Source organism: Proteus sp. TSJ240517 (assembly GCF_047921575.1).
In the GTDB taxonomy this organism is placed as follows: domain Bacteria; phylum Pseudomonadota; class Gammaproteobacteria; order Enterobacterales; family Enterobacteriaceae; genus Proteus.
Genome location: NZ_JBLRMH010000001.1, coordinates 522029 through 546083 on the forward strand (window position 1 = coordinate 522029; position 24055 = coordinate 546083).

At 38.8% G+C, this 24055-nt stretch carries 16 protein-coding genes and 1 pseudogene; 7 read left to right on the plus strand and 10 right to left on the minus strand.

Going from position 1 to position 24055, the window contains the following annotated elements:
* Positions 1 to 270 precede the first annotated feature (270 nt).
* On the plus strand, positions 271 to 1428 hold the full coding sequence (locus tag ACNARN_RS02455; RefSeq protein WP_198625698.1) for a pyridoxal phosphate-dependent aminotransferase: 1158 nt from the start codon (positions 271 to 273) through the stop codon (positions 1426 to 1428).
* 98 nt (positions 1429 to 1526) lie between these two features.
* On the opposite strand, the gene oppF is transcribed toward ACNARN_RS02455, so the two are convergent.
* From oppF to nirB, 9 genes are all read right to left on the minus strand, one after another.
* Positions 1527 to 2534, minus strand: coding sequence for a murein tripeptide/oligopeptide ABC transporter ATP binding protein OppF (gene oppF, locus ACNARN_RS02460; protein ID WP_196532564.1), 1008 nt, complete (start codon positions 2532 to 2534; stop codon positions 1527 to 1529).
* The gene (locus ACNARN_RS02465; protein WP_198619937.1) at positions 2531 to 3517 is read right to left on the minus strand and encodes an ABC transporter ATP-binding protein; all 987 of its coding nucleotides are present in this window, start codon (positions 3515 to 3517) and stop codon (positions 2531 to 2533) included. The genes oppF and ACNARN_RS02465 overlap by 4 nt, the downstream gene beginning before the upstream one ends.
* Positions 3518 to 3527: 10 nt before the next feature.
* A complete protein-coding gene (gene oppC, locus ACNARN_RS02470; RefSeq protein ID WP_100160272.1) occupies positions 3528 to 4436 on the minus strand; it encodes an oligopeptide ABC transporter permease OppC in 909 nt (302 codons plus the stop codon).
* A gap of 18 nt (positions 4437 to 4454) precedes the next feature.
* On the minus strand, positions 4455 to 5375 hold the full coding sequence (oppB, locus tag ACNARN_RS02475; RefSeq protein ID WP_023581988.1) for an oligopeptide ABC transporter permease OppB: 921 nt from the start codon (positions 5373 to 5375) through the stop codon (positions 4455 to 4457).
* Between the two features lie 79 nt (positions 5376 to 5454).
* Positions 5455 to 7092 carry an oligopeptide ABC transporter substrate-binding protein OppA gene (gene oppA, locus ACNARN_RS02480; RefSeq protein ID WP_109372137.1) on the minus strand — a complete coding sequence of 546 codons (1638 nt, stop codon included), beginning with the start codon at positions 7090 to 7092 and terminating at the stop codon, positions 5455 to 5457.
* A gap of 271 nt (positions 7093 to 7363) precedes the next feature.
* On the minus strand, positions 7364 to 9001 hold the full coding sequence (locus ACNARN_RS02485) for an ABC transporter substrate-binding protein (RefSeq protein ID WP_416304095.1): 1638 nt from the start codon (positions 8999 to 9001) through the stop codon (positions 7364 to 7366).
* Positions 9002 to 9652: 651 nt separating this feature from the next.
* Positions 9653 to 11035, minus strand: a complete 1383-nt coding sequence (cysG, locus tag ACNARN_RS02490; RefSeq protein WP_416304096.1) for a siroheme synthase CysG — start codon at positions 11033 to 11035, stop codon at positions 9653 to 9655.
* Between the two features lie 14 nt (positions 11036 to 11049).
* On the minus strand, positions 11050 to 11394 hold the full coding sequence (gene nirD / locus ACNARN_RS02495) for a nitrite reductase small subunit NirD (protein WP_416304097.1): 345 nt from the start codon (positions 11392 to 11394) through the stop codon (positions 11050 to 11052).
* Positions 11391 to 13937, minus strand: a complete 2547-nt coding sequence (gene nirB, locus ACNARN_RS02500) for a nitrite reductase large subunit NirB (RefSeq protein ID WP_416304098.1) — start codon at positions 13935 to 13937, stop codon at positions 11391 to 11393. The genes nirD and nirB overlap by 4 nt, the downstream gene beginning before the upstream one ends.
* Positions 13938 to 14265: 328 nt before the next feature.
* Here nirB and ACNARN_RS02505 point away from each other — a divergent pair.
* The 5 genes and pseudogenes from ACNARN_RS02505 to ACNARN_RS02525 all read left to right on the plus strand — a co-directional run bounded on the left by ACNARN_RS02505 (position 14266) and on the right by ACNARN_RS02525 (position 19312).
* A pseudogene (locus ACNARN_RS02505) lies at positions 14266 to 15830 on the plus strand (ABC transporter substrate-binding protein).
* Positions 15831 to 15906: 76 nt separating this feature from the next.
* On the plus strand, positions 15907 to 16950 hold the full coding sequence (locus tag ACNARN_RS02510; RefSeq protein WP_196532557.1) for an ABC transporter permease: 1044 nt from the start codon (positions 15907 to 15909) through the stop codon (positions 16948 to 16950).
* The gene (locus ACNARN_RS02515) at positions 16950 to 17780 is read left to right on the plus strand and encodes an ABC transporter permease (RefSeq protein WP_100160281.1); all 831 of its coding nucleotides are present in this window, start codon (positions 16950 to 16952) and stop codon (positions 17778 to 17780) included. Before ACNARN_RS02510 ends, ACNARN_RS02515 begins: the two co-directional genes overlap by 1 nt.
* Positions 17773 to 18609 (plus strand): ABC transporter ATP-binding protein, encoded by an 837-nt coding sequence (locus tag ACNARN_RS02520; protein ID WP_416304099.1) that lies wholly within the window; start codon positions 17773 to 17775, stop codon positions 18607 to 18609. The genes ACNARN_RS02515 and ACNARN_RS02520 overlap by 8 nt, the downstream gene beginning before the upstream one ends.
* Positions 18596 to 19312, plus strand: a complete 717-nt coding sequence (locus ACNARN_RS02525) for an ABC transporter ATP-binding protein (protein ID WP_198620028.1) — start codon at positions 18596 to 18598, stop codon at positions 19310 to 19312. The genes ACNARN_RS02520 and ACNARN_RS02525 overlap by 14 nt, the downstream gene beginning before the upstream one ends.
* Before the next feature lie 84 nt (positions 19313 to 19396).
* Here the strand turns inward: ACNARN_RS02525 and ACNARN_RS02530 are convergent, their stop codons facing one another.
* Positions 19397 to 20041: a YchE family NAAT transporter gene (locus tag ACNARN_RS02530; RefSeq protein WP_109372118.1), complete on the minus strand. Its 645-nt coding sequence runs from the start codon at positions 20039 to 20041 to the stop codon at positions 19397 to 19399.
* Positions 20042 to 20555: 514 nt separating this feature from the next.
* Here ACNARN_RS02530 and adhE point away from each other — a divergent pair.
* A complete protein-coding gene (gene adhE / locus ACNARN_RS02535; RefSeq protein WP_109372116.1) occupies positions 20556 to 23222 on the plus strand; it encodes a bifunctional acetaldehyde-CoA/alcohol dehydrogenase in 2667 nt (888 codons plus the stop codon).
* The last annotated feature ends 833 nt before the right edge of the window (positions 23223 to 24055 follow it).

Genomic DNA, 24055 nt, shown 5'->3' on the forward strand with positions numbered 1-24055 from the left:
ATATTCGCGATTTAGTCCGCTACATTAAATGTTCAAAATTGACATAATTCAGTATGGCTTATCATTATCAATAATTTTTCTTTTTATTTTAAATTGATAACTGACAAGTTTACTCCCTACTCATTCTTTTTTTCAATGACAGAACTTTTCCCTAACCCCCAAAAAATGAATTTATAGTCACAAATACAACATAATTATTTACTTCTATCTTTTTTTTAGTAATCTATAAGAACTAATAAAACATAGAATAATTTACTTGGGAAACATAACATGAATCGTCGGTCATTTTTAACTTCATCCAGCTTAGTGATTGGTGGTCTTTCATTAAGTTCATTTGTTAGCTCTGCCTATGCCAATGAAACACTAAAAAATAAATTGGTATTTAATGCAGAAAATCCGTTACTGCTAAATTTTAATGAAAATTCACTTGGTATGTCGCAAAAAGCGAAACAGGCTATTATTGATGCTTTACCTAATGCCTTTAGATATCCAGACGATGCGCGTAGCTCATTAATTAGCGAATTAGGGAAAGAATTTAAACTTTCAGATAAGCACATCACCTTGGGAAATGGCTCATCTGAGACAATTCAAGCAGCCGTACAGTTTGTGGCAAATAAAGCACAAAAAGAAGGTAAAGCGGTTCAACTTATTGTTCCTGATCCAACATTTAACTATGCCGAACTTTATGCAGAACCTTTAGGCGTAAAAATCGTTAAAGTACCCGTTGATAAAACACTGGCGTTTGATTTAGCAACAATGCAGAAAAAAGCGCAAGAGTTTGATGGTATTAGCATGGTATATTTATGCAATCCGAATAACCCAACAGCGATGTTAACGCCGACGGCTTCATTGACGAATTGGATAAAATCAGCCAAAGAAAATGTCTTTTTTATTATTGATGAAGCTTATGCGGAATTCGCTTCAACGCCTGAATTTACCAGTGCGATTACATTAGTTGAAGCGGGTTATAAAAACCTAATTGTTGCACGTACTTTCTCAAAAATTTACGCATTAGCAGGGCTTCGTGTGGGTTATGGTGTTGCTGTACCTGAGGTTATTGCCAATGTTGATGTGTTTGTTTCCATTGATAATACCAACACTGCGGGTGCTGTTGCTGCATTAGCCTCATTAAAAGATAAAGCTTATGTGGAATATAGCCGTAAATCGATTGATGTTTCTCGTCAAATGGTTGTTGATGTCTTAAAAGAGCTGGATATTGAATATGCACCTTCTTATGCGAACTTTATATTCCATAAAGTGAAAGGTGATGTAAAAACCTATCAAAACAGAATGAAAGAAGCGAATATTATGGTTGGTCGTGAGTTTCCACCTGCTTTAGGTTGGAGCCGTTTAACTTTAGGCACACCAGAAGAGATGAGCTATTTTGTTTCTACATTAAAAGCCTTTAGAACTAAAGGTTGGATTTAATCTGATTTGGTGATCTTTCGATCCGTTAATAAATAGAATGCCCTTGAAAATAAAACTTCAAGGGCATTTTTTCTACTTTACTTAATCATTCAATCGCCTTAAAGCGGATCAACTTTTAAGCAAGAGACTGCATGGCGAAAGCTCCCTTCTAATAAAGGGCGTGTTTTGGCACATTCTTCATCTGCCATCGGACAACGTGTACGGAATATACAGCCTGATGGTGGATTAATCGGAGAAGGCAATTCTCCTTCCAATAAATCAATATGCTTATTGCGCTCTTTATCAGGATCAGGAATAGGCACCGCTGACATCAACGCTTTGGTATAAGGGTGTAATGGATGATGATAAACTTCATCATACGTTCCTAACTCCACTGCATGCCCTAAATACATCACCAATACACGATCTGAAATATGTTTTACCACCGCTAGATCATGGGCAATAAAGATTAAAGATAATCCCATCTCTTTTTGAATATCTTTCAGCAAGTTAACCACTTGAGCCTGAATCGATACGTCTAATGCTGAAACGGGTTCGTCACAAATCACTAATTTAGGTTCTAAAATTAACGCGCGAGCAATACCGATACGTTGGCATTGTCCACCTGAGAATTCATGTGGGTAACGGTTGATTAAGTTTGGCAATAATCCGACTCGCATCATCATTGCTTTCACTTTTTCAACAACTTCAGCCTGTTTCATTTTAGGGTGATAGGTTTTAAGCGGCTCCGCAATAATATCACCAATGGTCATTCTTGGGTTTAAGGAAGCCAGCGGATCTTGGAAAATCATCTGGATATCTTGGCGAATATCGCGCCATTGTTTATTTCCCATTCCCAATAAATCATTGCCTAACCAAGAGACTGTACCACCAGAGGCTTTAACTAAACCAATAATGGCGCGAGCAAAAGTCGATTTACCACAACCAGATTCACCAACAACCCCTAATGTTTCACCTTCATATAAGCGTAGTGTGACACCATCAACGGCTTTTAGGCTTTTTTTCGCTTTCCAAAACCACTGTTTATTATCTTGAACATCGAAATAAACTTTTAAGTCATTCACTTCAAGAATAACTTTTCTATCTTGTAACATGGCTTGAGTCATACCAATTCCTCCACCGCTTTAAAACAGGCACGTAGTCGGCCTTGTGCGAATTGCTCTAATTGAGGTTCACTCGTTAAGCATTGCTCTGTTGCATACTGGCAACGAGGTTGGAATGGGCAGCCTTTTGGTAAACGTAATAAATTAGGCGGATTTCCCGGAATGGTTGCGAGTCGTTCATCTTCACCGTCTAAGCGAGGAACAGCCTGTAACAATCCGATAGAATATGGATGTGATGGTTGATAGAAGATATCACGCGCTTTACCGTACTCCATGGTACGTCCTGCGTACATCACCAATACTTTATCGCAGATACCCGCAACAACCCCCAAGTCATGAGTGATCATAATAATCGCAGTGTTTAAATCATTCTTAAGCTCATTGAGTAAGGTCATGATTTGCGCTTGAACCGTCACATCAAGTGCGGTTGTCGGTTCATCAGCAATTAAAAGTTTAGGCTTACACAGCAATGCCATTGCAATCATGACTCGTTGGCGCATACCGCCTGAAAACTCATGAGGATACATACTCATTCGTTTATGAGCTTCTGGCATTTTTACTGCATCTAACATGCGTACTGATTCTGCATAAGCATCATTCTTACTCATGCCTTTATGAAGCATTAATACTTCAATAAGCTGCGAACCAACTTTCATATACGGGTTTAATGAAGTCATTGGATCTTGAAATATCATAGATATTTCTTCAGCGCGCATTTTATTTAATTCACTTTGGCGAAGGTTTAAGATCTCACGACCATTAAAGTTTGCGCTACCCGCTGTGCGACCATTTTTCGCTAATAATCCCATTAATGCGAATGCCGTTTGGGATTTACCTGAGCCAGATTCACCAACGATCCCGAGGGTTTCACCTGCGGATAATTCAAAGTTGAGCTTATTAACTGCGGTAACATCACCATCCGGTGTACCGAAAGTCACACAGAGATCTTTAACACTTAATAACGACTTGTTTGTTGTATTTGTCATTTTGTTCTCCTTAACGATCTTTCGGGTCTAATGCGTCACGTAAGCCATCACCGATAAAGTTAAAGCAAAACAGTGTGACAACTAAGAACGAAGCCGGGAAAAGTAACAACCAAGGAGAAACTTCCATTGAGTTTGCACCATCACTTAATAGTGCTCCCCAACTACTTAATGGTTCTTGTGTTCCTAAACCTAAGAAGCTTAAGAAGGATTCAAATAAAATCATACTAGGGACTAATAAAGAGGCATAAACCACAACGACACCCAGTACGTTAGGTACGATATGTCTTAACACGATATTGCGTGATGACACACCACAAACTAATGCAGCTTCAATAAACTCTTTACGTTTTAAACTTAAGGTTTGTCCTCTTACAATACGTGCCATATCGAGCCAAGATACCATCCCGATAGCAACGAAAATCAGTAAGATATTTTGACCAAAGAATGTCACTAATAAGATAACAAAGAACATAAATGGAAATGAGTTTAGGATTTCCAGTAAACGCATCATCACAGAGTCAACACGTCCACCAATATAGCCCGCCATTGCGCCATACAGTGTACCAACAATAACGGCAACAAAAGCAGCCGCTATACCGACCATTAATGAAATACGTCCACCAATCGCAACACGGACTAATAAGTCACGCCCAGATGAGTCAGTACCAAAATAGTGAGAAGAGGCAAAATCAGGTGCCATTGACATCATCTCCCAATCGGTATCGTCATAGACAAAAGGCGATAACATTGGGGCAAAAATGACAAATAATAAAATAAAGAAAAGTAATATAAGGCTCGTAATTGCCGCTTTATTGTGCATAAAACGACGACGAGCGTCTTGCCATAAACTACGGCCTTCAATATCTAGCTGCTCCGAGAAATTCCCCAGAGCTTCGCTGTTTTCCTTCAGTGATAACATAACGCGCTCCAGTATCTATTAGTAACGAATTTTCGGATCAATAACGGCATATAAAATATCGACAATCGCATTAAAGAAAATTGTTAATGCACCTACGATAATGGTTAAGCTTAATACCAATGAGTAATCTCGGTTTAAAGCACCATTAACGAATAATTGTCCGATACCTGGCAATCCAAAGATGGTTTCAATAACCATTGAGCCCGTAATAATACCGACGAATGCAGGCCCCATATAAGAGATAACAGGTAGCAACGCAGGTTTTAAAGCATGACGCAACACAATTCTTTTCATCGGCAAGCCTTTCGCTTTTGCCGTTCTGATAAAGTTTGAGTGTAATACTTCAATCATTGAACTACGGGTAATACGCGAGATACTGGCAATATAAGAAAGCGACAGTGCAATCATTGGTAGCAACATATATTGCACCGCACCGCCATTCCAGCCACCAGCTGGTAGCCACCTTAAGGTAATGGCAAAAATAAGTACAAGCAGTGGTGCAACAACGAAACTCGGTATTACAACTCCCGTCATGGCAAAAGTCATGACGGTATAATCCCATTTGGTGTTTTGATTCAGTGCGGCTATCACGCCTGCCCCCACACCTAAAATCACGGCAAAAATAAATGCCGACAGCCCTAATTTAGCTGAAACAGGGAATGCTTTACCGACTAAGGTGTTTACACTGTAGTCTTTATATTTAAAAGAAGGCCCTAAATCCCCTTTCGACAATTGAATTAAATAATCGAAGTATTGTTTATAAATGGGATCATTTAAGTGATATTTCGCTTCAATATTTGCCATGACCTCTGGTGGAAGTTTCCTTTCCCCTGTAAAAGGGCTACCAGGTGCTAATCGCATCATAAAAAACGAAATTGTTATTAGAATAAATAGAGTCGGTATCGCTTCTAAAAAGCGACGAAAAATAAATTTGAGCATTGCCCGTTCCTATAACACAAACCTATTCAGGCGTGACGATAAAAAGACCTTGCCTTAAAAAAGACAAGGTCTCGCCCGATTACTTAGCAATAATGTACAAGTCTTTAGTATGTAAATTATCTAATGGATCTTTACCTGAATAACCACCCACATAAGGTTTAACTAAACGGGTGTTTACATAGTAGTAAAGTGGAACAATGGCCGAATCTTTATCTAATACGCCTTCAGCTTTTTGATAAATAGCGGCACGTTCGTCATCAGATTTCACACGTAAAGATTCTTTGATCAATGCGTCAAACTCTGTGTTTTTATAGTGAACAGTATTATTACTGCTGTAAGACAGCATCATGTTCAGGAATGAAGAAGGTTCGTTATAATCTGCACACCAGCCCGCACGCGCAACATCATAAGTTCCTTGGTGACGTGTATCTAAGAACGTTTTCCACTCTTGGTTTTCAAGAGACACATCTGCACCTAAGTTTTTCTTCCAAATTGAAGAAGCAGCAATTGCCACTTTTTTATGAAGATCTGAAGTATTGTACAGAAGCTTAAATTTCAGTGGATTTGCTTTGTTATAGCCCGCCTCTTCTAACAATTGACGTGCTTTCTCATTGCGCTGTTCTTGTGTCCAAGTCGCAAACCATTCTGGTTTACTCTCTTTAATTCCGTCTGTAAATGGCGGAGTAAAACCGTAAGCGGGAATATCACCTTGGTTTTTCACTTTATAAGTGATGATATCTCTGTCCATTGACAGTTTCAGCGCTTCACGAACACGAGGATCATTAAACGGTGCTTTCTCATTATTAATTTCATAATAATAAGTACATAAATATGGGCTTATACGCAATTCATCTGGGATCTCTTTTTTCAGTTTTTGGAAAAGTTCGATCGGTAAATTGCTATATGTCATGTCGATTTCACCCGCACGATAGCGGTTTACGTCAGTGACTTCTGATGAGATAGGTAAGAACGTAACTTTATCAATAACAGTATTTTTGTTATCCCAATAAGTTGGGCTACGTTCTAAAACAATACGTTCGTTGACGGTCCAATCTTTTAAATTATAAGCGCCGTTGCCGACGAAGTTAGCTGGTTGTGTCCATTTTTCACCAAATTTTTCAATTACTTTTTGGTTAACTGGCGACATGGAGGAGTGAGCTAATAATTTTGGTAAATAAGGCACTGCTTCAGATAAAGTGATTTCTAATGTGTTGTTATCTAATGCCTTAACACCTAATTCTGTGGCTTTTTTCTTACCTGCAATAATATCGTCAATATTCACGATATGCGCATATTGCAGATAGCTTTCATAAGGAGATGCAGTATTAGGATCCGCTAAACGTTGCCAGCTATAAACGAAATCTTGTGCTGTAACAGGTTCACCATTTGACCATTTAGCGCCTTCACGAATTTTGAATGTCCAAACAGTAAAATCTTTATTTTCCCAGCTGGTTGCAGAGCCAGGTAAAATTTCCCCATTTGGACCAACAATAGTAACGCCTTCGAAAAGATCACGCGCTAATGCAGACTCAGGTACACCTTCGATTTTATGAGGATCAAGTGATTGTGGTTCAGAGCCGTTATTACGTACGAGCACTTGTTTTTCAGCTAATTTTACCCCGTCTGGAACAACAGCGGCATTAGCCGTTAGCGCTGACAATCCAAAGATTGCGCTTATTGCAATCGCCAACGCACTCTTTTTAGTTAAATTACTCATCTTATAAAATACTCCCAGTTAGTGAGCTGGTTGTTAGACAACCATTCTGTGATGTTCAGTTGTGTTTTAGAACGGTTTACACAACTTATTGTTTTTACAAAAAAATAAATCAATCTTGCTTATTTGCTATCAGTGCTTAATTGCCTGATAGCATTATAATTTTTTATGCCGCTATCTTTTTTGTGTAGCTTTTTATTGGTTAACTACTTTTTAAGTCACTTTTAATAATTCAAATCACACATAACTATAGAATATCGATAATTTACCAGTTTTAGTTATCTGCCTTTATAAAATAGCGCTTTAAGTCCGTATAATCAAAGGGGTCTTTGCCTGTAAATCCACCTACTTTTGGACTAACTAATCTAACACTGACTCGATAATAGACAGGTACTATCGCGGAGTCCTTGTCTAGCAAGGCTTCAGCGCGCTGATAGAGTTGATGGCGAGCCCCTTTATCAACAGCAATTGAGGCATTATTTAATGCATCATCGTAATCATTATTTTCATAAAAAACGGTATTCAGGCTACTTGTGGAAAGAAACGAGTTTAAAAACGAGGTAGGTTCATTGTAATCTGCACACCATGTTGCTCTCGCGACTTGGTAATTTCCTTGGTTACGGTTTTCTAATGCCGTTTTCCACTCTTGGTTTTGCAACGTCACATTGGCACCAATACTTTTTTTCCACATTGATGCTGCCGCTATTGCCTGCTGTTTATTTTGATCTGACGTATTGTAGAGCAAGGTAAAAGTCAGAGGATTTTGACCATCAAACCCCGCTTCTTTTAATAATTCACGCGCCCTTTCATTACGTTGCTGTTGTGTCCAATAAGCCCATTTAGGCGGTTTAAAATTACCATTGCCAATAAAAGAGGGAGTAAAAGAATAAGCCGGTATTTGTCCTTGTCCCATTATTTTTTCAGCAATGACTTCTCTATCAAGAGTCAATTTCACGGCTTCTCGAACACGAGGATCATCAAAAGGGGCTTTTTTATTATTTAATTCATAATAGAAAGTACATAAATATGGTGTGACATGTAAATTCTCTGGCTGCTCTTGCTTCATTTTTCTATAAAGAACAGGAGGAATAGCGCTATTAGTGATATCTATTTCACCGCTACGGTAGCGATTTATATCACTGGTTTCTGAACTAATTGGTAAAAATGTGGCTTGCTCAATAATGATGTTTTTATTATCCCAATAAAGTGGATTTCGTTTTAAAGTCACCTTTTCATTCACCACCCAATTTTCAATAACATAAGCACCATTACCGACAAAGTTTTCAGGACGAGTCCAATTCACGCCATATTTTTCAACAATCTCTTTTTTAACTGGCTTTAACGGAGTGTGGCTGACCATATCGACTAAATAAGGGATTGGCTTGGTTAAATTGACTTGCAAAGTGTGAGCGTCTATCGCTTTCACACCTAATGTTTCAGGGGATTTTTTGCCACTAAGAATATCTGCAACATTTTCAACATAAGCATATTCGAGATAACTGGCATAAGGCGATCCTGTTTTAGGATCTACTACTCGACGCCAGCTATAAACAAAGTCTTCAGCTGTAACTGGTGTGCCATCACTCCACTTTGCGTCTTCTCGCAAATAGAATATCCACACCTTGTTATCATTAGTTTCCCAGCGTTGTGCAACGCCAGGCATGCTTTCACCATTAGGTCCAACGTAGGTCAGCCCCTCTAATAAATTTAAAATAATATTAGTTTCTGGTGCGCCTTCTACTTTGTGCGGATCAAGTGATGAAACTTCAGTACCGTTATTAATCACAATATTCTGTTGTTTTGCCAGAATAGTACCTTCAGGAAGAGTGACGGCATGAGAAAAAAAGGAGGTTAATACAAGTGACATAATACTGAGTGGAAACACTGTTTTTAACGTAACTTTATTTTTCATGGGTACCTCTCCTAATAAACAATAATTTATAGCGGGGTCGCTCAATTAACGATATGTATCGTTGTTAAATTTTGATTGTAATATTTGTGGCTCTCAAACGTTTAAAGATATTAATAAGATAAAAATGATACCAACACTCTTCTTTTTTACACTTATCGTAAATTTTGTCAATTAATGCGGTATTCTTATCACTTAACTTTATTGAGCCCTCTAGAGTTCTATCCTGAGAAAATAAAAAATATATATCGAGAGAAGCAAAACAACAAATAAACATTAAATTAACATCATGCAAGTTTTATAGATAGAAAACCTACTTAGCTCACAAAATTAATATAATTAGGATGGGTTTTATCCGACTTGCAGAACTTTATGATGCTTTGTTTGTAAAGAGTTTCTCTTTGAAATTAATTAAAAATAACAATAAATTCATCTTTAGACTGAATAACGATTCTAGTCTAAACATATTTATAGATTATTAAATATTCAATTTTATTATTTGTTTTTAATTTTTAATCTAAATGTTTAATTGAAATGTAATTAAACAATTTTTCATTTATATTTCTATGTGTTAGATAAAAAAACCTCTTTAATATACATATCGAATATTAAAGAGGTTTTTAATTTTAAAATGATATCATCAATTCTTTTCAGCTATTTAGCCGATTTGGATTGAAACCATTGTAGCTTCTCATTCAGTGTGACAACCTCCCCCACAATAATCAGTGCAGGGCTTTCCATTGTTTCTGCCATCTCTGCCAGTTGGCGTAATTGACCAACAATCACTTTTTGTGTGGTTAAAGTGCCCTTTTCAATAATCGCAATCGGCATGGTTGCGCGCATATTTTGGCTAAGTAGCATTTGCTGAATATAACGGGCTTTACTTAATCCCATATAAAAGACTAACGTTTGGTTTTCTTGTGCAATACATTGCCATTCAGCCTCGTTTAATCCTTTGCCATGCCCAGTAATAAAGCGGACACTTTGTGCATAATCTCGATGCGTTAAAGGAATACCCGCATATGTTGTACAGCCTGAAGCCGCGGTAATACCGGGGATCACTGAAAAGGGAATATGATGTTCAATCAAGGCTTCTAGCTCTTCGCTACCTCGACCAAAAATAAAGGGATCACCTCCTTTTAATCTCACCACCCGTTTTCCTGCTACGGCTTCTTTGATTAAAATTTGATTGATTTCATCTTGAGGAACACAATGAAAACCCGCTTGCTTACCAACATAAATACGCTGTGCATCTCTGCGGACTAATGCCATTACCTCATCAGATACTAATCTATCGTAAACCACCACATCAGCTTGTTGACACTGCTGTAACCCTTTAATAGTCATTAGCCCAGCATCACCCGGCCCTGCTCCGACTAAAACAACACTGCCTTGAGGTTGCTGATTTTCAGATAATAGCGTGCTAATACGTTGCTCAATATCGCCGTCTCTTTGTGCTTCAATTTCAGCTTGTAATGATTTATCTGCAAAAAATTGCTCCCAGAAATAACGTCTTGCACTTATGGATGAAAAACGTTGTTTTACTTCTTCTCTTAATTTTCCCGCAAGTTTCGCTAATGCACCGAGATAATTTGGGAGTAGTTGCTCAATTTTTTCTCGCAAAATACGCGCTAGCACAGGGGCTTTTCCGCCCGATGAAATAGCCACCACAATAGGAGAACGATCGATAACAGAAGGCATAATAAAGCTGGCTTGTTCTGGTGAATCAACCACATTACAAAATATCTGTTTCTCTGTCGCGGATTGAAAAACCTGTTGATTCACTTGCTCACTATCTGTTGCCGCAATAACAAGCCACTTACTTGATAGATAATCCGCAGTAAATACACCAGTGATGCAGTTTAATTTTTGCTCAGAATGCCACTGTATAAACTGCTCTGTAAACGAAGGTGCGATAACAGAAATAATAGCACCCGCCTCCATAAGCAATCGGGCTTTACGTTCAGCAATCTCACCCCCTCCCACTAATAAACAAGGTTTATCTTTGAGCTGACAGAATATTGGAAAGTAATCCATATTCATTCCCCTATTTATTGAGATGATTCATTACGGCTGCGTACGCTGACAGTATTGCCTTCAACCTTGACGTCAAAATGGGTGATCGAGAAACTCTCATCTTCAAGGCAAAAACCATCCGTTAAACGAAAATGCTGTTTTTTCAGCGGACTGACGATATACAACTCATTTTCATGTTCAGCGATCAGCCCTCGAGATAAAACACTCGAATGTGCAAAGGGATCTATATTGCTTAACGCATATAAACGTGCATCAGAATAAGGGCGAAATATGGCAACGTGATCTTGTTCCACCAGCGCACAAACACCTGTTCCTGCCGTAATGTCATCTAATTGGCAAACAGCTATCCATTGGCTCATGATTGCGCCTCCTCAGTGATCATTTTGATATCAATACGTTCATGTAAACGTGCGGGACGGTGTTGAAAACGTTCTTTTACCGTTTGTACAGTCGGATCAGGCATTGGATTATTAATAAAGTGGGCAAAACGTTTTAATGCTTTTGGAGAATCAACTGTTTCTTTCCATTCACAAGCGACACGTTCTTGTAAGGCTTTCAGTTCTTTTTCTAACTGTGCATTTAAGCCTAATTTGTCGTTAATAATGACATCACGTAAATATTCAATACCGCCTTCTAAATTATCTAGCCACACTGAAGTGCGTTGCAGTTTATCGGCGGTGCGAATATAAAACATCATAAAACGGTCGATATAATGTACTAAAGTTTCTTCATCGAGATCAGATGCAAAGAGATCACCATGGCGTGGTTTCATACCGCCATTTCCACCAAAATAGAGGTTCCAACCTTTATCTGTGGCGATAATCCCCACATCTTTTCCTTGCGCTTCAGAACATTCACGGGTGCAACCTGAGACACCAAATTTCATCTTATGAGGTGTTCTAATGCCTTTATAGCGATGCTCTAACGCAACCCCCAAACCGACACTATCACCGACGCCAAAACGACACCAACTGCTGCCCACACACGTTTTTACCATGCGCAGTGCTTTCGCATAGGCATGACCTGTTTCAAAACCCGCAGCAATCAGTTTTTCCCAAATAGCGGGTAAATCCTGTTTATGCGCACCGAACATCGCCATGCGTTGCGAGCCAGTAATTTTGGTATATAGATTATATTCTTGAGCAATTTGCCCAATAGCAATAATGCCTGCGGGTGTAATTTCACCACCTGGAGAGCGAGGAATAATGGAATAAGTCCCATCTTTTTGCATATTCGCAAGGAAGTTATCATTAGTATCTTGCAGAGCAACTAAATCATCACGCAAGATATAATCGTTCCAACATGAAGCAAGCAATGAACCCACTGTTGGTTTACATATTTCACAGCCATAACCTTGACCATGTTTTTTCAACAATTCATCAAAACTTTTCAGCCCTTCTACGCGAATAAGATGATAAAGCTCTTGGCGAGAATAGTGAAAATGCTCACAAAGATGGTGATTAACTTCGATACCTTGTTTTGCTAATTCTGCATTTAAAACTTGAGTCACCAATGGAATACAGCCACCACACCCTGTGCCCGCTTTGGTTTCTGCCTTAATAGCAGCGACTGTATGACATCCTCGTTCAATTGCTTGAATAATGTCGCCTTTTGTCACATCAAAACAAGAGCAGATTTGTGTAGTTTCAGGCAAGGAATCAACACCAATTGCTGGCTTACTTCCTGCATGTGCAGGCAAAATTAAGGAGTCTGGATGCTCTGGTAATTCAATAGTGTTCAGTGATAGTTGCAAAAGATTGCCATAATCTTCTGTATCGCCTACTAATACTGCGCCTAGTAGGTATTTGTTATCTTCACTGACAATCAGGCGTTTATAAATTTCTTTGCCTTCATCGAGATAAATATAACTACGACACCCTTCTTGACGACCGTGAGCATCACCGATACCGCCCACATCAACACCAAGAAGTTTTAATTTTGCGCTTAAATCGGCGCCTTGGAATACAGAGTGATGACCTAATAGATTATCAACCGCTACTTGCGCCATTTTGTAGCCCGGTGCAACTAAGCCGAACGTTTTATTTTGCCAAGATGCACATTCACCAATGGCGTAAATATCAGGATCGGTTGTTTGGCAATAATCATTAATAACAATACCGCCTCTTGGTGCGATATCTAAATCACATTGGCGAGCTAATTTATCTTTTGGGCGAATACCTGTGGAGAACACAATAAAGTCAACTTCAAGAGAAGTACCATCTGCAAATTGCAGTGTCTTACGTGCGCTTTCTCCCGTCGATAATATTTCTTGTGTATTTTTAGACGTATGCACTTTTACACCCATACGCTCTATTTTTCGCTTAAGTTGCTCACCACCTAATGCATCAAGCTGTTCTGCCATTAATGTTGGTGCAAACTCGATAACGTGAGTTTCAATACCCAAACTTTTTAGCGCACCAGCGGCTTCTAAACCTAAAAGTCCTCCACCAATCACCGCCCCTTTACGACTAATACGTGCGCAAGATTCGATTGCATTTAAATCTTCAATAGTCCGATAGACAAAGCAATCTGATGAGTTATTTCCCTTAATTGGAGGAACCCATGGATAAGAGCCCGTTGCCATCACTAACTTATCGTAACTAACACAACGCCCCGTATTAGTGTGTACCACTTTTTCGTCACGATTAATGGTAATAACACGCTCACCAATTAATACTTCTATTTGGTGTTTTTCGTAATAGCCTTGTTTAACTAAAGAGAGTTCTTCTGCGGTGTGATGGGAGAAATAAGAGGAGAGATGGACTCTATCATATGCAACGCGAGGTTCTTCACAAAAGACGACAATATTAAATTCTTCATTGCCACCTTTATCAATCAACTCTTCGATATAACGGTGCCCCACCATACCATTACCGATGATTGCGAGTGTTTTCTTGCTCATTTTTGCCTCAGATTTAAAGATTTCTAAGGCTAAAATACGAAACTACTCATAAGGGATATTGATGAATATCAAATACAGCTTAATCAATTCAGCTACTACAACTTAATAGTCAATGGGTTACTACTAAAGGAGTATTTCATCATCCTATTCTTGCGGTTAATTATTCTTCTACCATAATTAATTTTAGCCACTTATAACGAAGAGTTATATGTAAGCGTAATTAAAACTTTGCGCATTGGTCACGTTTTGCCTAAGTTAATTTCACAAAGTAATAACTAATAAGTTATTGACATAACGACTTTAGCTACACCGTTTCAGGGAGCGTCTCATGAAAGCAAAATTATTATCATTATTCGTTGTGGGTGCCCTTTCCGTACCGGCATTTGCAGCAACACCTGCTAATACATTAATTGTGGTACAAGGGCTTGATGATATTGTCAGCCTTGATCCTGCTGAAAGTAATGAGTTATCGAGTATTCAGACTGTACCGAGTTTATACCAACGTATTGTTCAACCTAATCGTGATAATCCAGAAATTAATGAACCCATTTTAGTTGAAAGTTGGCAAGCAAATCCTGAACAAAAAACAATCGTATTTAAAATTAAACCCAACGCAAAATTTGCATCGGGCAACGCTGTGCGTCCTGAAGATATTATCTTCTCTTATCAGCGTGCGATCACCATGAATAAATCACCTGCCTTTATTCTAAATGTCTTGGGTTGGAAAACAGATAACATCAATTCGTTGCTAAAAAAAATCAGTGATAACGAATTGGAAGTACGTTGGACTGCCGATGTCAGCCCTGATGTTGTGCTAAATATCCTTTCAACCCCGATTGCTTCTATTGTTGATGAAAAGCTGGTTTCTGCTCATGTTAAAAATAATGACTTTGGTAATAGCTGGCTAAAAATGAATTCAGCAGGAAGTGGTGCATACAAAATGCGCGCTTATCAACCGCGTCAAGCCATTGTGTTAGAAGCTAACCCACTTTCGCCAACTGGCGCGCCTAAAATGGCAAATATTATTATTAAAAACGTGCCTGATCCCGCATCTCGTCGCTTACTAATTGAAAAAGGCGATGCAGATATTGCACGCGAATTAGGCACAGACCAGACTGCTGCATTAGCAGGCAAAGCAGGGATCAAAATTTTAGATATCCCTTCTGCTGAACAAGTGTATATGGCGTTTAATACTGCCAGTGGAAATCCTGCACTGAGTAACCCTGCTTTTTGGGAAGCTTCGCGCTATTTAATTGACTACAAAGGTATTACTGAAGACTTAATGCGTGGTCAGTATTTTATTCACCAAAGTTTTTACCTGTAGGTTTACCGGGCGCATTAAAAGATAATCCATTTACGTTTGATCCAGAAAAAGCCAAAGCAATTTTAGCTAAGGCAGGCATTACCAATGCACGCTTTACGTTAGATGTAGAAAATAAAGTCCCTTACATCACTGTGGCGCAATCCATTCAAGCAAGTTTTGCTCAAGCAGGTGTACAAGTTGATTTATTACCTGCTGCGGGTAGCCAAGTGTATAGTCGTGTGCGCGCTAAACAACATCAAGCAGCGATCCGCTTTTGGATCCCTGATTATTTTGATGCTCACTCAAATGCCAGTGCCTTTGCTTATAATGACGGACAATCCAACACTGTTGCTTGGTTAAATGGCTGGAAAATTCCTGAATTAAGTCAGCAAACATTGGCAGCACTTAATGAAGCGGACAAAACAAAACGTCAATCGCTCTATACTGAAATGCAAAAAGAGTTACAACGTAGCTCACCTTATGTGTTTATCGACCAAGGTAAAAACCAAATCGTCATGCGCGATAACGTCAAAGGTTATGCACAAGGTCTAAATGCAGATATGGTCTATTATGACAAAGTAACTAAGTAATATTTTTTCTGAAACCATCCACAGTCATGTTACTGTGGATGGTCTATTTTTTGTCATTTCACTAGGCTATTGCTGTATGAATACTGCTATGACGTTACCTTTTCGTCTAAAAGGTCAGTTAATTACCTTTGCTCAAGGAATATTGACACTGGTGCTGACTCTTTTAGGGCTTCTTGTCATCACTTTTACGCTTTCTGCACTTTCCCCCGTCGACCCTGTTTTACAAATTGTCGGTGATCACGCAAGCCTCGAAACCTACAACCAAGTAAAACATGAGTTAGGGCTGGATTTACCTATCTACATGCAGTTTTTTCACTATGTGGAAGCACTGCTGCAAGGACATTTAGGTACCGCGACATCAACAGGCCAGCCTGTTCTTGATGATTTGTTAGCGACTTTCCCCGCGACATTGGAATTAGCAACTGTTGCATTACTGATTGGTGCCAGTCTCGGAATTTTATTCGGCGTTTTATGTGCGCGATTTGTGGGAACTCCCCTCGATTTTATTTTGCGAATTCTGACGTTATTAGGTAGTTCAGTCCCTATTTTCTGGCTAGGTTTGATTTTGTTATTGATCTTCTACGCCACATTGCAATGGACTGCTGGTCCCGGACGATTAGACGATATCTATCAATTCACCATTGAACCCATAACGGGTTTTGCATTAATTGATACATTATTAGCTGGCGATAAAGATGCTTTTTTTAATGCGTTATCGCACCTTATTTTACCAGTTTCTCTATTAGCGTATTTTGCCTTAGCTTCTATCACTCGCTTAACTCGCTCAGCCTGCTTAAACGAGATGAATAAAGAGTATGTCACGTTAGCAAGAGCAAAAGGTATTGGCGAGTTGCGTATTCTTTTTTATCACGTACTGCCTAATATTCGTGGTGTTTTAATGACTATTATCGCCCTGTCTTACACTGGCATGTTAGAAGGTGCCGTATTGACAGAAACGGTCTTTTCTTGGCCAGGAATTGGGCGATATCTCACAACAGCGCTTTTTGCGGGTGATACCACAGCCATTATGGGCGGTACTTTAATTATCGGTTTATGCTTTGTCTTTATTAATAATATGACCGATATCGTTATTCGTTTGACTGATCCGAGGCTCCGCTAATGTCATCCTCATTTTTAAGAAAAATAGCGCGTTCGCCTTCCGCATTTATCGGTTTATCGTTGCTCATTTTACTGTTAATTATTGCGATTTTTGCACCTTGGCTAGCCCCTTATGATCCAAATTGGCAACATGCAGCCCAACGTTTATTAGCACCCAATGCTGAACATTGGTTAGGCACAGATAATTATGGGCGCGATATTCTTTCTCGCCTTATCTATGGTACTCGCCCCATGCTAGGCTTAGTGGGACTGGTGGCGCTTATTACGTTACCTTTAGGATTATTGATTGGGATTTTATCTGGATATTACGGTGGTTGGACTGAACGTATTTTAATGCGCTTCACCGATATTGTGATGTCAATGCCTTCCCTTATTCTCGCTTTCGCTTTTGTCGCAATGTTAGGCCCTGGCCTACTCAATGGTGCATTAGCACTGGCTTTAACTGCATGGCCAGCTTATGCGCGACAATCGCGCAGTGAAATTCAACATTTACGCAATAGTGATTATCTTGCTGCGGCTGAAATGATGGGAATTAAGGGTATCCGACTGTTATGGGGACATATTTTACCCCTGTGTTTACCTTCAGCCATTGTTCGTTTAGCGCTGAACTTAGCGGTGATTATCCTCGCGGCAGCAGGATTGGGTTTTCTGGGATTAGGTGCTCGCCCACCGATGGCGGAATGGGGAGCAATGATCGCAGAAGGCATGCCTGTTATTTTTGATCAATGGTGGGTTGCCGCTATTCCGGGTACAGCAATTTTAATCAGCAGTCTGGCATTTAATTTATTGGGTGATGGATTACGCGATGTATTGGGAGATACCCATGAATAAAACACCATTAATTGAAGTAAATAACCTCTGTATTGATTTCCCAAAGGCAAGAGTGGTCAATAATGTCTCTTTCACTTTAGGGCAAGAGCGTTTGGCAGTTGTTGGCGAATCAGGCTCAGGCAAGTCAATGACCGCTCGTGCATTAATGGGATTAGTTCGTCAGCCGGGAAAAGTCAGCGCAGATAAACTAAGCTTGCAAGGAAGTAATCTATTGGATTTCTCGTCTCGCCAATGGAATAACATTCGAGGTAATACAATTTCAATGGTACTACAAGATCCTCGTTACGCCTTAAATCCTGTAAAAACCATTTATCAACAAGTAGAAGAAACCGTAAAACAGCATCAAAAACTTTCGCGCCAAGATAGACGCCAACTTATCATCGATACACTGCTATCTGTTGGTTTACCTGAACAGAATATTTATCGCTATCCCAGTGAATTATCAGGTGGTATGGGGCAACGAGCAATGATAGCTATTGCGCTAATTAATAACCCTACTATTTTAATTGCCGATGAACCAACATCGGCACTTGATGCTCAGCTTCGTCATCAAATCCTTGAACTGATCACCACACAGTGTGAACAACGTAATATGGGCTTATTGCTAATTAGCCATGACTTGCCCCTTGTTGCCGAATATTGCGAACGTGTCATGGTGATGTACCAAGGCGAACAAGTCGATGAACTTAGTGCCAAAGACTTACCTACCGCCACGCATCCTTATACACGTACACTTTGGACATGTAGACCCAATGCAAGCACTTATGGCACTCAATTGCCCGTATTAGATAGAATGCTTAATTTCAAGGGAATACATCATGCTAATTGATATTCATGATTTACATGTTCAATTTGAGCAAGGTAAACAAGCCAAGCACGTTGTAAAAGGAATTAATTTACATGTTCAACAAGGTGAAACCTTTAGCTTAATAGGTCGTTCTGGCTGTGGAAAGTCGACTGTTTTACGTGTGATTGCTGGGTTATTGCCCCATTGGCAAGGTAATATATCGCTTTTAGGGCAAACTATTAAACCTCGACAACGTTTTCAAGGGACATTACGCCGTAATATACAAATGGTATTTCAAGATCCCTACGCCTCTTTACACCCTCAACACCGTATTGAACGGGCGTTTTCTGAGCCTTTAAAAATCCATCAAATTCCTTTTGACAAAGATACGATTGAGCAAGCATTAGCCCAAGTTGGTTTGCCTGCGGATGTAACAAGTCGTTATCCTCATCAACTTTCTGGTGGACAGCGCCAACGTGTCGCCATTGCGAGAGCCCTTTTATTACAACCTCAATTATTACTTTTAGACGAGCCAACTTCAGCACTAGATATGTCAGTACAAGCCGAGATCTTAAACCTGCTTAACACACTGAAAAAACAGCATAATATGACATATTTATTAGTAAGCCATGATGCCGATGTGATTGCTCATATGTCTGATAGAGCCGCACTCATGGAAAATGGTGAGTTAACACAACATTATGATCGAGAAGCTTTATCAAAAGGGATACATCGTCTTGATTGAAATAAAAGAAAAACAGATGTGAAGAAAGGAGCAGAGCAGTATTTGAGTGATTCATACTGCTCTTTTAATAGCACTGCGCTGTGTTTACACTAATAAGCCCGGGAAAATAGAACGTAATCCGGTCACAATAAATTCAATACCTAACGACATTAATAATAAGCCCATTATACGAGTAACGACGTTAATGCCTGTTTGCCCTAAATATTTCACTAATAATGTTGCACTACGGAAAAGTAACCAACAACAGAATGCAAAAAAGATACTGGTTGCGGCTAATCCTAAAAAGTTAGTAAAGCCTTCCCAGCGAGAGCTCCACACAATACAAGAACTGATTGCTCCAGGCCCTGCCATTAATGGTAATGCTAAAGGTACAACTGCAACACTATTACGTACTGCGGATTCGTTTCGTTCTTGATTGTTTTGTTTATCTTCCCCTAAACGCCCATTTATCATTGTCATTGCAATAGTAACAATCAGTATTCCCCCTGCTATACGAAACGAGTCGATAGAAATACCAAAAATACTCAGTATAGAATCACCGATTAACAGAGAAGAAACTAAAATAATTGCAACGGAGCCATTCGCAATTAAGTTTGTTTTGTTACGCCCTGCATCAGTTTGATAACTCGTCATACTGATAAAGACAGGCAAAATACCAATTGGGTTTACAATCGCAAAAAGACCGACAAAAAATTTAATATAACCGGATAAATCCAGCAGTGACCCCATGAAAAGCCCCTTCTTGGCTAATAAACATGCGAATTATTCTATAAAAGATAGAGTAACTCCAAAAAATGCGCGTTACTTTAAATCAATAAACCAGTTAATTCTATTAGTTAACAAGTTTTTACCTAAAATATTCTCTTGTAAACTGATCAAAACCTAGTGGTTTAATTTTATATCGAAATAGAGTATACGACAAAAAAATCGTTGAATATTTATTTCATATAAGAATCATTCTCATAAATAGCCTTGCTGAAAGGTGTCAGCTTGCTAGTTTTGTGACATATATCACGTTAATTAATTAGAAAGATGGTAAGCTGTTACCATTCGAAGAAAGAGGGTTACTTCGAAAATATATTTACCTTTATTATTGTTTTTTTTAAGTTTTTTAAGCAAATTATGCCCTCTTATAATTATTACTGAAATAAGCACATTATCATCTATCTAAGCTATTCTTATTAGTTATGACGATAACGGCTAATTTGCTTAAAAAATTTAACATTTTATCAGGAGTCTCTTTATGTCCGTAACTAACGTTACTGAACTCAATGATTTGGTTGCTCGTGTAAAAAAAGCTCAACGTGAATTTGCTAACTTCTCTCAAGAACAAGTTGATGCTATTTTCCGTGCTGCTGCATTAGCTGCCGCTGATGCCCGTATTCCTCTTGCAAAATTGGCTGTTAAAGAGTCTGGTATGGGTATCGTTGAAGATAAAGTGATTAAAAACCACTTTGCTTCTGAGTACATCTACAATGCGTATAAAGACGAAAAAACCTGCGGTATCTTATCTGAAGATCTGACTTACGGCACAATAACCATTGCTGAACCTATTGGGATCATCTGTGGTATCGTACCAACAACTAACCCAACTTCTACTGCGATTTTTAAAGCATTAATTAGCTTAAAAACACGTAATGGTATTATCTTCTCTCCACACCCTCGTGCAAAAGAAGCGACAAACCGTGCAGCTGAAATCGTCTTAAATGCAGCTATCGCTGCTGGCGCACCAAAAGATATTATCGGTTGGATTGATGAGCCTTCTGTTGCCCTATCTAACGCGTTAATGCACCATGATGATATTAACCTGATCTTAGCGACAGGTGGTCCAGGCATGGTTAAAGCAGCGTATAGTTCTGGTAAACCAGCTATCGGTGTTGGTGCAGGTAATACACCAGTGGTTATTGATGATTCTGCTGATATCAAACGTGCAGTGGCTTCAATCTTAATGTCTAAAACTTTCGATAACGGCGTAATTTGTGCATCAGAGCAATCTGTTATCGTTGTTGACAGCATTTACAAACAAGTTCGTGAGCGTTTCTCAACTCATGGCGGTTACATGCTGACAGGTAAAGAATTAAAAGCTGTTCAAGACATCATCTTAAAAGACGGTAACTTAAACGCAGCTATCGTGGGTCAACCTGCAACAAAAATTGCTGAAATGGCTGGCATTGAAGTACCTGTAAATACCAAAATTTTAATTGGTGAAGTCAAAGAAACAACAGAAGCAGAACCATTTGCTCACGAGAAATTATCTCCACTATTAGCCATGTATCATGCTCAATCGTTTGAAGATGCGGTGCTAAAAGCTGAAAAATTAGTTGAGATGGGTGGTATCGGTCACACTTCTTGCTTATATACAGACCAAGATAACTGTCCTGAACATGTTGCCTACTTCGGCGACAAAATGAAAACATCTCGTATTTTAATCAATACTCCAGCATCTCAAGGTGGTATTGGTGACTTATACAACTTTAAGCTTGCTCCTTCTCTAACATTAGGTTGCGGTTCATGGGGTGGTAACTCCATTTCTGAAAACGTAGGGCCAAAACACCTTATCAACACTAAAACCGTGGCGAAAAGAGCAGAAAATATGTTGTGGCATAAACTTCCAAAATCTATTTACTTCCGCCGTGGCTGTTTACCTATCGCTCTAGAAGAGATTGCGACTGACGGTAAAAAACGTGCCTTTATCGTGACCGACAGTTTCTTATTCAACAATGGTTATGTTGATGAAGTCACTCGCGTACTGAAAAAATTTGGCGTTGAAACAGAAGTATTCTTTGAAGTTGAAGCCGATCCTACATTAAGTATTGTGCGTAAAGGCGCAGAACAAATGAACAGCTTTAAACCTGACGTGATCATCGCATTAGGTGGTGGTTCACCAATGGATGCGGCGAAAATCATGTGGGTTATGTATGAACACCCTGAAACTCATTTCGAAGAATTAGCATTACGCTTTATGGATATCCGTAAACGTATTTACAAATTCCCGAAAATGGGTGTGAAAGCACAAATGGTTGCTATCACAACAACATCAGGTACTGGCTCTGAAGTAACGCCATTTGCGGTAGTAACTGATGACGAAACAGGCCAAAAATATCCATTAGCAGACTATGCATTAACCCCAGATATGGCTATCGTTGATGCAAACCTTGTTATGAATATGCCTAAATCTCTGTGTGCATTTGGTGGTTTAGACGCTGTAACTCACGCATTAGAAGCCTATGTTTCTGTATTAGCGAACGAATATTCTGATGGGCAAGCACTGCAAGCATTAAAATTACTGAAAGAATATCTGCCTGCAAGTTATCATGAAGGCGCAAAAAACCCTGTTGCTCGTGAGCGTGTTCATAATGCGGCAACTATTGCAGGTATTGCTTTTGCTAACGCATTCTTGGGTGTTTGTCACTCAATGGCGCATAAATTAGGCTCTGAGTTCCATATTCCTCACGGTTTAGCTAATGCGTTATTAATTTCAAACGTTATTCGTTATAACGCTAATGACAACCCAACAAAACAAACTGCATTTAGCCAATACGACCGTCCTCAAGCACGTCGTCGTTATGCAGAAATTGCTGATCACTTAGAACTTTCAGCACCAGGTGACCGCACTGCTGCTAAAATTGAAAAATTGTTAGCTTGGTTAGAAGAAATGAAATCTTCATTAGGCATTCCATCTTCTATTCGTGAAGCTGGTGTTCAAGAAAGTGATTTCTTAGCAAGAGTTGATAAATTATCTGAAGATGCGTTTGATGATCAATGTACTGGTGCTAACCCACGTTACCCACTGATCTCTGAACTGAAACAACTGTTATTAGATTCTTACTACGGTCGTGAATTTAATGAGCATCCCGTTGTTGAAGTAAAAGAAGAAGCAAAACCAGCTAAAAAAAGCAGTAAAAAATAATCGAAACACACTGTGTTAATGTGATCCTCGATATTTCGGTTATTTGTTCTTAAATAGAAACCCAGTCCTATGGCTGGGTTTTTTTATGGCTGATCATTTGTTTATATGCATTTTGCTACTGATTTCTGAGATTGAGGAATAAGGCGGGATAAGTCACTATTCAGTCATAAATTATAGGTATTTACACCTAGTTAAAAAGTTTGGTTTTTACTATAAAAATAGTGTCTTCCTTTATACGTTCATAATTAGCTCTAAAAAAGACGCTGAACAACTTATCATTCAAGTCATACCATTGCATTACCATATTATAAAAAATGCCTTAGAGATGATTACAAGGCGCATCAAACTCTTTTCCTCTTTCATTAGTTGGTATAATTATTTCATTCTTACCTTATTTTCTTCATAAAATGACTATAACGATATGTGAAGCTATTGTGTTCGCTTTACGATTTACAATCGTGCTTTTCTTCTTATCCGATAAAAATAAATAGACTTCATCATTTTGATTATTAATTAGTGATCAAAATATAGAAATATAAATATTTTATATCCCTAGCTACATTGGATTTATAAAAAACATAATTTCAATAAAATATTATCGAAATGAGGCTTGCTAGCTGGCGAACGTAATAAAGGTCGCTATTTGTGCTTTCCACATAGAAATTACTCCTTTAGGAGTATAAAAGGAGCCTGTTTATCCGTATTGACAGGCATAAAGTGAAGTGCTTTATTTATTCAATAACAAATTAAGCATCCTATAATCAGCATCTATAAGACCCGATATAAATGTTTCATTATACAAACCATAGATCAAAGAAATATTTTTTCAGTAT